The organism is Ensifer soli, from assembly GCF_041928815.1.
Classification (GTDB): Bacteria; Pseudomonadota; Alphaproteobacteria; order Rhizobiales; family Rhizobiaceae; genus JBHFEI01.
Window position 1 is genome coordinate 259,791 of record NZ_JBHFEI010000005.1, and the last position, 12,395, is coordinate 272,185.

General features: G+C 67.0%; 13 protein-coding genes. 3 read left to right on the forward strand and 10 right to left on the reverse strand.

The window, feature by feature from the left end:
• Nucleotides 1-77: 77 nt before the first annotated feature.
• Nucleotides 78-887 carry an exodeoxyribonuclease III gene (locus ACEVQ6_RS10035; RefSeq protein ID WP_374888819.1) on the forward strand — a complete coding sequence of 270 codons (810 nt, stop codon included), beginning with the start codon at nt 78-80 and terminating at the stop codon, nt 885-887.
• 21 nt (nt 888-908) lie between these two features.
• On the opposite strand, the gene ACEVQ6_RS10040 is transcribed toward ACEVQ6_RS10035, so the two are convergent.
• From ACEVQ6_RS10040 to ACEVQ6_RS10050, 3 genes are all read right to left on the reverse strand, one after another.
• Nucleotides 909-1,364, reverse strand: coding sequence for a cyclic nucleotide-binding domain-containing protein (locus ACEVQ6_RS10040; protein ID WP_374888821.1), 456 nt, complete (start codon nt 1,362-1,364; stop codon nt 909-911).
• A gap of 106 nt (nt 1,365-1,470) precedes the next feature.
• Nucleotides 1,471-1,740, reverse strand: a complete 270-nt coding sequence (locus tag ACEVQ6_RS10045; RefSeq protein ID WP_374888822.1) for a hypothetical protein — start codon at nt 1,738-1,740, stop codon at nt 1,471-1,473.
• 46 nt (nt 1,741-1,786) lie between these two features.
• Nucleotides 1,787-2,470 (reverse strand): response regulator transcription factor, encoded by a 684-nt coding sequence (locus ACEVQ6_RS10050; protein WP_374888823.1) that lies wholly within the window; start codon nt 2,468-2,470, stop codon nt 1,787-1,789.
• A 148-nt stretch (nt 2,471-2,618) separates the two neighbouring features.
• On the opposite strand from ACEVQ6_RS10050, the gene ACEVQ6_RS10055 reads away from it, so the two are divergent.
• Nucleotides 2,619-3,170: a L,D-transpeptidase family protein gene (locus ACEVQ6_RS10055; RefSeq protein ID WP_374888824.1), complete on the forward strand. Its 552-nt coding sequence runs from the start codon at nt 2,619-2,621 to the stop codon at nt 3,168-3,170.
• Nucleotides 3,171-3,385: 215 nt separating this feature from the next.
• Here the strand turns inward: ACEVQ6_RS10055 and leuC are convergent, their stop codons facing one another.
• Entirely contained in the window at nt 3,386-4,795 is a 1,410-nt protein-coding gene (gene leuC / locus ACEVQ6_RS10060) for a 3-isopropylmalate dehydratase large subunit (protein ID WP_374888825.1), read from the reverse strand.
• Nucleotides 4,796-5,048: 253 nt separating this feature from the next.
• Nucleotides 5,049-6,263 carry a polyhydroxyalkanoate depolymerase gene (locus tag ACEVQ6_RS10065; protein ID WP_374888826.1) on the reverse strand — a complete coding sequence of 405 codons (1,215 nt, stop codon included), beginning with the start codon at nt 6,261-6,263 and terminating at the stop codon, nt 5,049-5,051.
• A gap of 120 nt (nt 6,264-6,383) precedes the next feature.
• Here ACEVQ6_RS10065 and ACEVQ6_RS10070 point away from each other — a divergent pair, with 120 nt between their 5' ends.
• Nucleotides 6,384-7,037 carry a glutathione S-transferase gene (locus tag ACEVQ6_RS10070; protein ID WP_374888827.1) on the forward strand — a complete coding sequence of 218 codons (654 nt, stop codon included), beginning with the start codon at nt 6,384-6,386 and terminating at the stop codon, nt 7,035-7,037.
• Between the two features lie 10 nt (nt 7,038-7,047).
• On the opposite strand, the gene ACEVQ6_RS10075 is transcribed toward ACEVQ6_RS10070, so the two are convergent.
• The 5 genes from ACEVQ6_RS10075 to rlmH all read right to left on the reverse strand — a co-directional run bounded on the left by ACEVQ6_RS10075 (nt 7,048) and on the right by rlmH (nt 12,328).
• Nucleotides 7,048-7,569: an RNA pyrophosphohydrolase gene (locus tag ACEVQ6_RS10075; protein WP_374888828.1), complete on the reverse strand. Its 522-nt coding sequence runs from the start codon at nt 7,567-7,569 to the stop codon at nt 7,048-7,050.
• A 76-nt stretch (nt 7,570-7,645) separates the two neighbouring features.
• Nucleotides 7,646-8,836, reverse strand: coding sequence for a divergent polysaccharide deacetylase family protein (locus tag ACEVQ6_RS10080; protein ID WP_374888830.1), 1,191 nt, complete (start codon nt 8,834-8,836; stop codon nt 7,646-7,648).
• 142 nt (nt 8,837-8,978) lie between these two features.
• Nucleotides 8,979-10,301: a S41 family peptidase gene (locus ACEVQ6_RS10085; protein ID WP_374888831.1), complete on the reverse strand. Its 1,323-nt coding sequence runs from the start codon at nt 10,299-10,301 to the stop codon at nt 8,979-8,981.
• Nucleotides 10,291-11,712, reverse strand: a complete 1,422-nt coding sequence (locus tag ACEVQ6_RS10090) for a murein hydrolase activator EnvC family protein (RefSeq protein ID WP_374888908.1) — start codon at nt 11,710-11,712, stop codon at nt 10,291-10,293. Before ACEVQ6_RS10090 ends, ACEVQ6_RS10085 begins: the two co-directional genes overlap by 11 nt.
• Before the next feature lie 133 nt (nt 11,713-11,845).
• Entirely contained in the window at nt 11,846-12,328 is a 483-nt protein-coding gene (gene rlmH / locus ACEVQ6_RS10095) for a 23S rRNA (pseudouridine(1915)-N(3))-methyltransferase RlmH (RefSeq protein ID WP_374888832.1), read from the reverse strand.
• Between the last annotated feature and the right edge of the window lie 67 nt (nt 12,329-12,395).

A 12,395-nucleotide genomic window follows, 5' to 3' on the forward strand; every position in this document is an offset into this window, starting at 1 on the left:
TGGCAGCGCCGCCCTTCACCTTCGCGGTAAACTCGGCTATCGGAAGGCCCCGCCACCGACGAGGCTTGGTCCTTCCGATGCAGACGCTTTCCATCGCCACCTGGAACATCAACTCCGTGCGGCTGCGCCTGCCGATCGTCGAGCATCTCATCCTGACGCGCCAGCCCGATATCCTCTGCCTGCAGGAGACGAAATGCGCCGATCCGATGTTTCCGCGCGCGGCCTTCGAGGCGCTCGGCTATCCGCATATCGCCATCCACGGCCAGAAGGGCTATCACGGCGTGGCGACGATCTCCCGCCTGCCGCTGCATGAACTGACCGAGCGGCGCGACTATTGCGGCGTCGGCGATGCGCGCCACCTCTCGGTCGGTTTCGCCTGGGGCGGAAAGACGATCCGCCTGCACAATTTCTACGTACCGGCCGGCGGCGACGAGCCGGACCGGACGATCAACGCGAAATTCGGCCACAAGCTCGATTTCATCGACGAGATGAAGCTCCTCCATGCCGAAGCCGAGGCCGGCGTCTCGTCGATCCTCGTCGGCGACCTCAACATCGCGCCCTACGAGAGCGATGTCTGGTCGCACAGGCAGCTCCTGAAGATCGTCAGCCACACGCCGGTGGAAACGGAAGGGCTGATTGCCGTGATGACCGGGGGCGGCTGGGTCGACCTGATGCGAAGGCACTGGCCGGAGCCGGAGCGGCTCTACACCTGGTGGAGCTACCGCGCCAAGGACTGGGAGGCGGCCGATCGCGGTCGCCGTCTCGACCATGTCTGGTCGTCGGCAGACCTCGCCGCCCAACTTGCGGGCGTCGAGATCCTGAAGGAGGCGCGCGGCTGGGAACGCCCCTCCGACCACGTGCCCGTCATCGCCCGCTTCAGCCTCTGACGCATCTCGGGCGACGGAACCTCAGGCGAAACGGCCGGCCATCGCGCCGGCACGCGCGATCATGCCGGCGAGATTGTCGCGGATGCGCCGGTCGACCAGCGTCGCGACATCGGGGAATTCCTCGAGCATGCGGTGGAAGAGCGGCCGGTTGATGCGCAGCACCTCGCCGTCCTCCAGCGCGGTGGCGGTCGCCTTGCGCTCGACGACGGAAATCATCGCCAGTTCGGAGAGCAGCGTGCCGCGCGAAACGATGCCCGTCTCCACCTCCCGGCCGCTGCGGTCGGCCCGCGTCAGCCGGAAGCGCCCGGCGGCGATCGCATAGGCGCAGTCGGCGGGCGCACCTTCGCGAAAGAGCTCCTGCCCCTCGGCGACCCGTCGGCGCTCGGCGCCAAACGCGATCAGCCGCAGCTTGTCGCCGCCGAGATCGGCGAAGAGCGGCAGGCTGGCGAGCAGGGCGATATCGTCGTTCAGCGACACGGGGACCGCCCTCCCTGCGCGCCGGGAAGCTTTTTCAAAACCACGATCCCGTCGATTCTCGCTCTGCGCCGATCAGATTGTGCTCTAGGTTCCATTGACAAAACCGTCACAGACACCGTCCGCTTTTTTTGTAAGCCGTCTCGAAAAGCGCCGAAACCATTCGTCCACAACCATGACGAGCGGACTTTTGATCAATCTCCGCCATGATCGCCTCCAGGCCGAAATGCCGATTCATCATGGCGGGGACATTGTGAAAGACATCGGCAAGGGCTTGTGCCTTCGATAGGCTTTCGGTCACTCTTATTTCTACAAATACCAACCCGAGTACGTAGAGAACTTCCTTGTACTCATCAGTTTCCACTGGCGCTGCTGCCATGCTTTCGCTCATATCCGATATGGCTCTCGCATTTTGTCAATAGACCCTAGGGAATGATCTTGTAACCCCCGTTTTCTGTCACCAAAATCTCGGCATTGGAAGGGTCGCGCTCGATTTTCTGCCGCAGCCTATAGACATGGGTTTCGAGCGTGTGGGTGGTGACGCCGGAATTGTAGCCCCAGACCTCCTCCAGCAGCACGTCGCGGGTGACGACCTTCTGGTCGGCGCGGTAGAGGTAGCGGATGATCGCCGCCTCCTTCTCCGTCAGCCGGATCTTCTGGCCGTTCTCCAGCGTCAGCAGCTTCTGGCCGGGCCGGAACGTGTAGGGACCGACGGAGAAGGTGGCGTCCTCGCTCTGCTCGTGCTGGCGCAGCTGTGCCCGGATGCGGGCGAGCAGAACGGCGAAGCGGAACGGCTTCGTCACATAGTCGTTGGCGCCCGCCTCCAGCCCGAGGATCGTATCGGAATCGGTGTCGTGGCCAGTCAGCATGATGATCGGCGGCTTGAAGCCGCCCTTGCGCAGGAGCTTGACCGCCTCGCGCCCGTCCATGTCCGGCAGGCCGACATCCATGACAAGCAGGTCGATCTGGCGGGAGCGCGCCGTCGCCATGCCCTTCGTCGCCGTCGCCTCCTGCAGGATGTCGAATTCCTCGTAGAGCGACAGTTGCTCGACCAGCGTCTCGCGCAGGTCTTCGTCATCGTCGACGAGAAGGATGGTCCGGGACGTCATGATCGCGTATCCTTGAACGGTTCTCGGGCGGCACAGTAGCGCAGGCGCCGGCAAAGCCAAACCGCTTTCCACGCGCGGCGGCTTTTGCGTCGCCCTGTCATCTGCGTGCTATCCTTCGAAATTTCCATCACGGACAAGGCAAAATTCTGTGAGCAGACCGCTGAAAGCCGGGCCCAGACCGCGCCGCACCCTCCTCGTCCGCGCAAAGCCCGGAAGCCGCACCGAGGCACTCGTCATCCTTAACGGCCGGGTCGAACGCGCCGCGATCGGCCGCTCCGGCATCGGCGCGACGAAGCGCGAGGGCGACGGGGCGACGCCGCTTGCCGCGATGCGGCTCCTCTGCGGCTACTATCGCGGAGACCGGACGCCGCGGCCGCAGACCGCGCTGCCGATGCGGCCGATCCGCGCCGGCATGCTCTGGTGCGACGCGCCCCGGCACGGCGCCTACAACCGGCCGGTCACGGCGCCGTTCGCCCCGAGCCACGAGCGGCTGATGCGCGACGACGCGCTCTACGATATCTGCCTCGTCATGGACTGGAACATCACCTCGCGGAAGCGTGATGGCGGATCGGCGATCTTCTTCCACATCGCCCGCGACGGCTACCGGCCGACGGAGGGCTGCATCGCCGTCAGCCTCCCGGCGATGAAACGGCTGATCCGGGCGATGGCACGCGGCACGCTGGTGCGCGTCACGCGTTAAAGCGTGTCTCGCAAAGGTGTGCAGCAGCTTTGCGAAAAGACACGCGTAAAACAAAGACCTAAACCGTAGGAGCGAATCTGAAAGATCGCGACACGTTTCAGCGTCCGGCCCACCGAGGCGGTGTCGCCTCGGCGCAGGAGCCTGCGGCAAAGACAATGCCGACGACGCCGGGGCGAAGGCCGCCCCGGCGTCGCGAAAACCCAGATCCAGTCGCGTCAGGCCCAGTCGCGGATGTCGACGAAATGGCCCTCGATCGCGGCGGCGGCGGCCATGGCCGGCGAGACGAGATGGGTGCGGCCCTTGAAGCCCTGGCGCCCCTCGAAATTGCGGTTCGAGGTCGAGGCGCAGCGCTCGCCCGGCTTCAGCCGGTCGTCGTTCATCGCAAGGCACATGGAGCAGCCCGGCTCGCGCCAGTCGAAGCCGGCGGCCTTGAAGATGACGTCGAGGCCCTCGGCTTCCGCCTGTTCCTTGACGAGGCCGGAGCCCGGAACGATCATCGCATCGACGGTCGGCGCCACGGACTTGCCTTCGACCACCTTGGCGACGGCGCGCAGGTCCTCGATGCGGCCATTGGTGCAGGAGCCGATGAAGACGCGGTCGACGGCGATGTCGGTGATCTTCGTGCCCGGCTTCAGGCCCATATAGTCGAGCGCGCGCCATTTCGACGCCCGCTTGACCTCGTCCTGGATGTCGTCGGGATTGGGCACCGCACCCTGGACCGAGATGACGTCTTCCGGCGACGAACCCCAGGAGACGATCGGCGGCAGGTTGGCGGCGTCGAGCACGACGACGCGGTCGTAATGGGCGCCCTCGTCGGTCGTCAGCGTCTTCCAGTAGTCGAGCGCCATGTCCCAGGCAGCACCCTTCGGCGCGCGCGGCTTGTCCTTGACATAGGCGAAGGTCGTCTCGTCCGGGGCGATCAGGCCGGCGCGGGCGCCGCCCTCGATCGTCATGTTGCAGATGGTCATGCGGCCTTCCATCGACAAAGCGCGGATCGCCTCGCCGGCGAACTCGATGACGTAGCCGGTGCCGCCGGCGGTGCCGATCTCGCCGATGATGGCGAGGATGATGTCCTTGGCGGTGACGCCCGGCGGCAGCCGGTTGTCGACGCGCACCAGCATGTTCTTCGCCTTCTTCTGGATCAGCGTCTGGGTGGCGAGCACATGCTCGACCTCCGACGTGCCGATGCCGTGGGCGAGCGCGCCGAAGGCGCCGTGCGTCGAGGTGTGGCTGTCGCCGCAGACGATGGTCATGCCCGGCAGGGTGAAGCCCTGCTCGGGGCCGACGATGTGGACGATGCCCTGGCGGATGTCGTTCTCGGAATAGTATTCCACGCCGAAATCGGCGGCATTCTTCGCCAGCGCCTCGACCTGGATCCGGCTTTCCTCGTTCTTGATGCCGGTCTTGCGGTCCGGCGAGGTCGGCACGTTGTGGTCGACGACGGCGAGCGTCTTTTCCGGATGGCGGACCTTGCGGCCGGCCATGCGCAGGCCCTCGAAGGCCTGCGGGCTCGTCACCTCGTGCACGAGGTGGCGGTCGATGTAGAGAAGACAGGTGCCGTCGTCCTGGCGGCTGACGACGTGATCGTCCCAGATCTTGTCATAGAGTGTACGCGGTGCGCTCATGGCGTTTCATCCCGTGATGTCTTTGAGAGAATGGATGCGTGCCGGAAGGGCCGCCGGCGACGGCAGCGCCGTCAGCCGATCCGGCTGTTGAGCGCGCCGGAAACGCGCGCGAAGAAGCGGGCCGGCAGGCGCTTGTGATCCTGCAGCACGACGACATGGCGCGCGTTCAATCCGAATTTGGACTCCATCGCCGCCCTATAACAATTTTGCCGCCCTTCGGCAACGGGGACGCGCGGTCCGCCGTCGCGACGCGCTATTCCATCGCCAGGATCATGTTCCGCACCACGGGGTAGATCTCCTGTTCCCAGCGCCGGCCGTTGAAGACGCCATAATGGCCGACATTGGCCTGGAGATGGTGGCGCTTCAGGTGCGGGCGCAGCGAGCGGCAGAGGTCGTGGGCGGCCGAGGTCTGGCCAAGCGCGCAGATGTCGTCGCGCCCCCCTTCGACGGTCAAAAGCGCCGTGTTGCGGATCTGGCCCGGATCGACCGGGCGGCCGTGATGGGTGAAGGCGCCGGTGGCAAGCTCCGCCTTCTGGAACACCCGGTCGATCGTCTCGAGGTAGAATTCCTCCGTCAGGTCGAGCACGGCGAAATACTCGTCGTAGAAGGACTTGATCTTCTCCGCCTCCGCCGCCTCGCCCTTCGCCAGATGGTCATGGAGCTTCCTGTGCGCCGTCTCGTGGCGGTCCATGTTCATCATCATGAAGGCGGTCAGCTGCAGGAAGCCCGGATAGACGCGCCGCCCGCCGCCGGCATGGCGCCAGGGCACGCGGCTGATCAGCATCGCCTTAAACCAGGAGAGGGACTTCGACACGGCGAGTTCGTTGACCTCGGTCGGGCTTTCGCGCGGGTCGATCGGACCCGCCATCAGCGTCATCGTGCGCGGCGTGGCCGGATGCTTCTCCTCCGACATGACGGCGACCGCCGCGAGCCCCTGGACGCAGGGCTGGCAGACGGCGAGGATATGGGCGCCCGGCCCGATCTCCTCCAGGAAGCGGATGACGTAGTCGACATAGTCGTCCATGCCGAAACGCCCGGCAGAAACCGGCACGTCGCGGGCATTCGCCCAGTCGGTGATGTAGACGTCATGGTCGCGCATCAGCGTCTGCACCGTGCCGCGCAGAAGCGTGGCGAAATGGCCGGAGAGCGGCGCGATGACGAGGATGCGCGGCCGGGGCGTGTCGACGTCGGCGACGAAATGCAGGAGCCGGCCGAAGGGCAGCGACAGCGTTGTCTCCACCGTCACCGGCACGTCGCGGTTGCCGATCCGGACCGGGCGGATGGTAAAATCCGGCCGCTCATGCGTCAGCCGGAAGCGCGAGACCATTTCCAGCGCGGCGGTGGCGCGGCGGGCCTGATCCTCGCCAAAGTGCCAAAGAAGAGAGCGGCAGAGGCCGCGCATCACGCTCGCCCCGTCGCGCAGCGGGGCGATCAGGTCGTCCTGGAACTGATAGGCATGGTAGAGCATCGCGTGGTCTCCCGCATCGCGACAGAATATGTGGCGATGCAAAAAATGCTAGTGCAATCTCCATGCCGATCGGAGAAGATGCCGGGCGCAATCCTTCCGCTTGATGAGGAGCAGCACGCGATGAGCCGGGCGACACTGACGATCTCTTCGAAGAACTACTCCTCCTGGTCGCTGCGCGGATGGCTGCTCTGCCGCATGGCCGGGCTCGACTTCGCCGAAGTGCTGGTCGAGCTGACCGATCAGGCCCGGCAGGAACTGCTGCTGCTCTCGCCCTCCGTGCTCGTGCCGCGCCTGACGCATGGGACGGTGACGGTGTGGGACACGCTGGCGATCGCCGAGTATCTGCACGAGATCGCGCCCGAGGCCGGGCTCTTCCCGAAGGACGCGGTGGCGCGCGCCCGCTGCCGGTCCGTTTCCGGCGAAATGCATTCCGGCTTCCACAATTTGCGCTCGGCGCTGCCGATGAACCTCAAGGCGCGCCACGAGCGCTTCAAGATCTTTTCCGGCGCGCGCCCGGACGTCGAGCGGGTGAAGGCGATCTGGAGCGAATGCCTGGAGGCGAGCGGCGGCCCGTGGCTGTTCGGCGCGGCGCCGACCGTTGCGGACGCGATGTATGCCCCTGTCTGCACCCGCTTCCGCACCTATGCCGTGGACCTGGAACCGAAGCTCGCCGCCTATTGCGAGACGGTCTTTTCCTGGCCGCTGCTTGGCGAATGGACCGAGGGCGCGGTGGCGGAGCCCGACGAGATCGTCGAGCTCGAGGTGGACTTCTGAACGGCCGGCATCAGCGGCCGGCAAGATGGGCGAAGGCGGCCACCACCTCGTCATAGACCTTGCGCTTGAAGGGCACGATCAGGCCGGGAAGATCGGCCATCGGCTTCCACTCCCAGGCATCGAATTCCGCCTCGTGACCGCCCGGCGGCGGGTTGATGGCGATCTCGCTCTCGTCGCCCTCGAAGCGGAAGGCGAACCAGCGCTGGGTCTGGCCGCGATATTTTCCCTTGAGGCCGATGCCGATCATCGGTTCGGGCAGGTCGTAGTTGATCCAGCCCGGCGCCTCGGCGATCAGCGTCACCGAGCGCATGCCGGTTTCCTCGTAGAGCTCGCGATAGGCCGCCGCGCGCGGATCCTCGCCCCTGTCGATGCCGCCCTGCGGCATCTGCCAGAGCTGCGGCGAGCCGTCATATTCCGAATTGCCGTCCGGAATGCGCCGGCCGGCCCAGACCAGTCCTTCCGCATTCAGCACCATGACGCCCACACAGGGCCGATAGGGCAGATCCTCGGCGCGCACCCTTGCCTTGCTCATCGGTTTCCTCGCTCGAACGACGCATCGCGTCCGTGGCGATAGCACCGCCGGCGCGCCGGCGCCAGCGGCCATCCGCTCACGGCTGCTGCTCGGGATCCTTAACGAGGGCCGCCACGCCGACGAACTCGATGCCGCGCGCCTCCGCCTCACCCATCCAGCGCGTGATCGCCCTGACGCTCTGGTCGAAGCCGGAGGCAACGCCGATGGCGCTGCCGTTGCGCCGCGCGATCCGCTCCAGGTCGTCGAGCCGCTTCAGGATCGCCGTCTCGTTGACGTCGGTGTCGACGACGAGATCGGCGAAACCGTGCGGCACGTCGATCGCATCGGCGACTGTGCCCGACAGCGACTGGGCGGAGGTGCCGTCGTCGAGGAAGAGCAGGCCGCGCTTGCCGACATCGCGCATGACCGGCTCCAGCGCATCGGCATCCGAGAGGAAGCGGCCGCCGAGATAGTTCATCACGCCGGTATAGTTGGTGATGCGGCCGAGCGCGGCGCGGAAGGTCTTCAGCGTCGCCTGCGCCGGCCTGTCGACCAGCAGCGTGTCGGGGCCGGGATCGTTGTCCGGATAATCATAGGGCTCGAGCGGAAGCTGCAGCAGGATCTCGTGGCCGCCGCGGCGGGCCTCCTGCATCCAGCGCGTCAGGCTGTTGCCGCTGGCGGCAAAGGCGAGCGTCACATCGGCCGGCAGGTCGCGGATCGCCTTCTGCGTGCCGGTCTGGCTGAGGCCCAGCCCGCCGACGACGAGCGCGATGCGGGTGCCGCGCGCGCCCGACCAGGGCCGGGCATACTGGTCCATCGGCCGCAATCCGTCCGGGCCGACGACAGGGAGCCGGCCGTCCGGCGTCTCCTCCAGCAGGTCCTCGTTCGGAAAGGCGGCCATGCGCGGATCCTGGCCGCGCACAGGCCCGACCTTGAGGAAGGCGGGCCCGCCCGTCTCGCGGGCGCGCGGCGAATATTTCGTCACGACCGAACCGTCATTGGTCAGCATCGTCTCGACATTGGCGCCGCCATTCTGCTGCCTGCGGCCACGGTCGGACGGACGGCGCTCCGGCGCCTTCTCTCCGGCATCCGCCACCACCGCCGGTGCTTCGGGCATGGAGAGACGCAGCGGATCGGTACGGATCACCGAATAGGCGGACAGTCCCGCAAGTGCGGCGACCGCGATGCCGCCAAGCAGGCGTTGGGCCGACGGCCGGGGAAAGGACCGCCCGCTTCCCGGCCGGCCGGCACGGTTCTGCCCGAGCGGAGCGTTGAGATCAGTCCCCAAGAGTGGCCCCAGTCGATCGTCTCACGTCCATCGTCTCAAGATGCCTGCGCCAAAGCGCGAGAAATCCCGGCCGCCGCCCCCTCGGCGCCGGCATCGGGTGGCCCCGCCAGGGCCGAACCGCGGCGGGGCTTTACCGCAGCCCTTAAGGCTTCAGTTCCGCTTTTTCGGGATTGGCCGGGAAGGCCGGGTCCGTCTTGTTGCCGCGCAGGAGGTCGAGCGCATAGTTCAGCTGCAGGTCGTCCTTGGTTTCCGGGGGCACATAGGCGATTGAACCCGAGCCTTCTTCGGTCTCGTTCTGGCCCTGGATATGGCCGCGCAGGCTGGATTCGCCCGAAGCCTCCACCTTGCCGAGCAGTTCCGGCGGCAGCGGCTGCTCCACCTTGATGTCCGGCGTGATGCCCGTGCCCTGGATCGATTTGCCGGAGGGCGTGTAGTAGAGCGCGGTGGTCAGGCGCAGCGCGCCGGCATCGCCGAGCGGAATGATCGTCTGCACCGAACCCTTGCCGAAGGAGCGCGTGCCGAGCACGGTCGCCCGCTTCAGGTCCTGCAGCGCCCCGGCGACGATCTCGGAGGCCGAGGCCGAACCGCCATTGACCAGCACGATGACCGGCTTGCCGTCGGTGAGGTCGCCCGCCGTCGCGTTGAAGCGGCGCGTCTCGTCCGGGTTGCGGCCGCGGGTCGACACGACCTCGCCCCGCTCCAGGAAGGCGTCGGAGACGTTGATCGCCTGGTCGAGCAGGCCGCCCGGATTGAGGCGCAGGTCGAGGACATAGCCCTTGAGCTTGTCGGCCGGAACCTCCGACTTGATCTTCTCGATGCCCTTCTTCAGGTCCTCGAAGGTCTTCTCGGTGAAGGAGATGACGCGCAGATAGCCGACGTCGCCTTCCGTGCGGAACTTGACGGCCCGCACCGCGATCACGTCGCGCACGATGGTCAGTTCGATCGGCTTCTCGGCGCCCTTGCGCAGGATGGTGAGCTTGATCGGCTTGCCGACGGCGCCGCGCATCTTCTCGACCGCTTCCTCGAGCTTCAGGCCGCGCACGTCCTGGCCGTCGATCTTCGAAATGAGGTCGCCGGCAAGCACGCCCGCGCGCGCGGCCGGCGTGTCGTCGATCGGGCTCGTCACCTTGACGAGATCCTCCTCCATCGTCACCTCGATGCCGAGGCCGCCGAATTCGCCGCGCGTCTGGGTGCGCATGTCCTCGGCGTCGCGGGAGTTCATGTAGCTCGAATGCGGATCGAGCGAGGAGAGCATGCCGTTGATCGCGTTCTCGATCAGCTTGTCGTCCTGGGGCGGCGTCACGTACTGGGCGCGGACGCGCTCGAAGACGTCGCCGAAGATCGACAGCTCGCGGTAGGTCGATGCATTGGCGGCGATGGCGGGAGCGGTGGCCGTGTAGACGACGCTCATGGCGGTGGCACCCATCAGTGCGCCGACCAGAACAAGTGAAGCCCTACGAATCATTGCGTGCCTTTCCGGTGTGTGCGGCGGTCCACCAGGGTCGGGAATCAACCGGTTTACCGTCTTTCCTGAATTCAATGTAAAGTGTCGGCCTGTCCGATTCCAGCGCCAAAGCCGCGGCGCTCGCCACTCTTTTGGCGCCCATCGCCGCCAGGGGCTCGCCGGAGACGACGAACTGGCCCTGCCGGACGCTGACACCCTCCATGCCGGAAAGAACGATGTGATAGCCATCGCCGGCATTGAGGATGACCATCTGGCCATAGCTGCGGAAGCGGCCGGAATAGACCACCCATCCATCGGCAGGCGCCGTCACCAGGGCGCCGGGTGCCGTCGCCACCATGATGCCCTGCAGGGGATGCTCCGTCCCGTCGATGTCGCCGAAACGCGAGACCACATCGCCAGCCGCAGGGTAAGCGAGCTTGCCCTGCAGATCCGAGAACGCATATGCGGGTGCAATACGGTTTTTGTCGGGCACGTCGCGCTTGGCGCGTTCGCGCGCCGCCTCGCGCTCGGCGAGCGTCATGCGGCGGCGCTCGTCCTCCGCCGCCCGCGCCGCGGCGGCGGCCTGCCTGACCGAGGCGATCTCGGTTTCGAGCGTGCCGATCAGCCCTTCGAGGCTGGTCGCCTGGACCGCGAGATCCTCGGCGCGGCGGCGCTCGGCGACAAGCGCCTCGGCATTCTCCTGTCCGAGCTTTTCCTTCTCCGCGATCAGCAGCGTCATGCGCCGCTCCTCCTCAAGCCGGTCGGTCATGCGCGCGGCGAGCGAGGCGCGTTCCGCGCCGATCTCGCGGCGGACATTGGCGAGGATGGCGAGGTCGGCGGCGAGGTTCTCCGTCTCGGTGCGGATGCCGGGAACGACGGCACCGAGCAGGATGGCGCTGCGCACCGAAGACAGCGCGTCGTCCGGCGTCACCAGGAGGGCGGGCGGCGGATTGCGTCCCATGCGCTGCAAGGCGGCGAGCACCTCGGCCAGAAGGCCGCGCCGGGCCTTCAGCGACAGCTGCACCGCCTGCTCGCGGCCGCGCAGGTCGGCAAGGCGCAGTTCGCCGGCAGCGATCTTCTCCTCGATCTCGCGCCGTTTCGCCGCCGAGGTCACCAGCGCGTCGCGCATCGCGTCGGCGCTCCGCGCCAGATCGGCGATGCTCTCCTCGAGCGCCGCGGCGCGCTCGCGCGACAGCGTGATCGTCTGCGACAGGCCGTCAAGTTCCTGGCGCGTCGTTTCGCGCTTGCGGGTGAGATCGGCGGCGGGATCGGCAGGCGTAAGCGCCGTCGCGACCGGCTCCTGCGCCCGAAGCGGGCTCACGAGCGGCAGGCCGAGGAGGAGGAGACAGGCGAGAAGGCATGACGGCAGCGCCGCGCCGGGGCGCGGACGCGCATCTCTTCGCCTGATCCGCCTTGCCGGATGCTTCGCCATGTCTTTCCCGTTCACGCGCGTTCCGCGTCAGATCGGGCATTCTCGCCGATTTGCCAGGGGATGCCAATCGGCAGAGGCTGCCGCATCAGGCTTGCGCCGGACCGACTTCGCGCACATTCGCGTGAAGGAAACGTCAACCGCGATGGTAGGGATGGCCGGAAAGGATGGTGACGGCGCGGTAAAGCTGCTCGGCGATCAGGATGCGGACAATCTGGTGCGGCCAGGTGAGCTTGCCGAGGCAGACCACGGCATCGGCCCGGGCATGGAGCGCCGAGTCGAGCCCGTCGGCGCCGCCGATGGCGATCATCAGGTCGCGCCGGCCGCCGTCGCGCCAGGCACCGATCAGGCCGGCGAAATCCTCGGACCCCATCGCCCTGCCGCGTTCGTCGAGCAGGACGAGCAGGCTTCCGTCCGGCAGTGCCTTCTCGAGCGCAGCCGCCTCCTCGCGCTTGCGGGTCTCGGCGTTCGAGGCGCGGCTTTCCGCCACCTCGACCACGCGGGAGAGGTCGAGGCCCGCGGCGGGGCCGGCCTTGGCGAAACGGTCGAGATAGCGGGCCGCGAGGTCCTTCTCCGGACCCGCCTTCAGGCGTCCGACAGCAAAAAGTCCGATCCGCATGCCTCGTCCGCCCCCTGTCGAATGCCGTCATCCGGCCACAGGAGCATGTCCTTCACGGATTGCACGG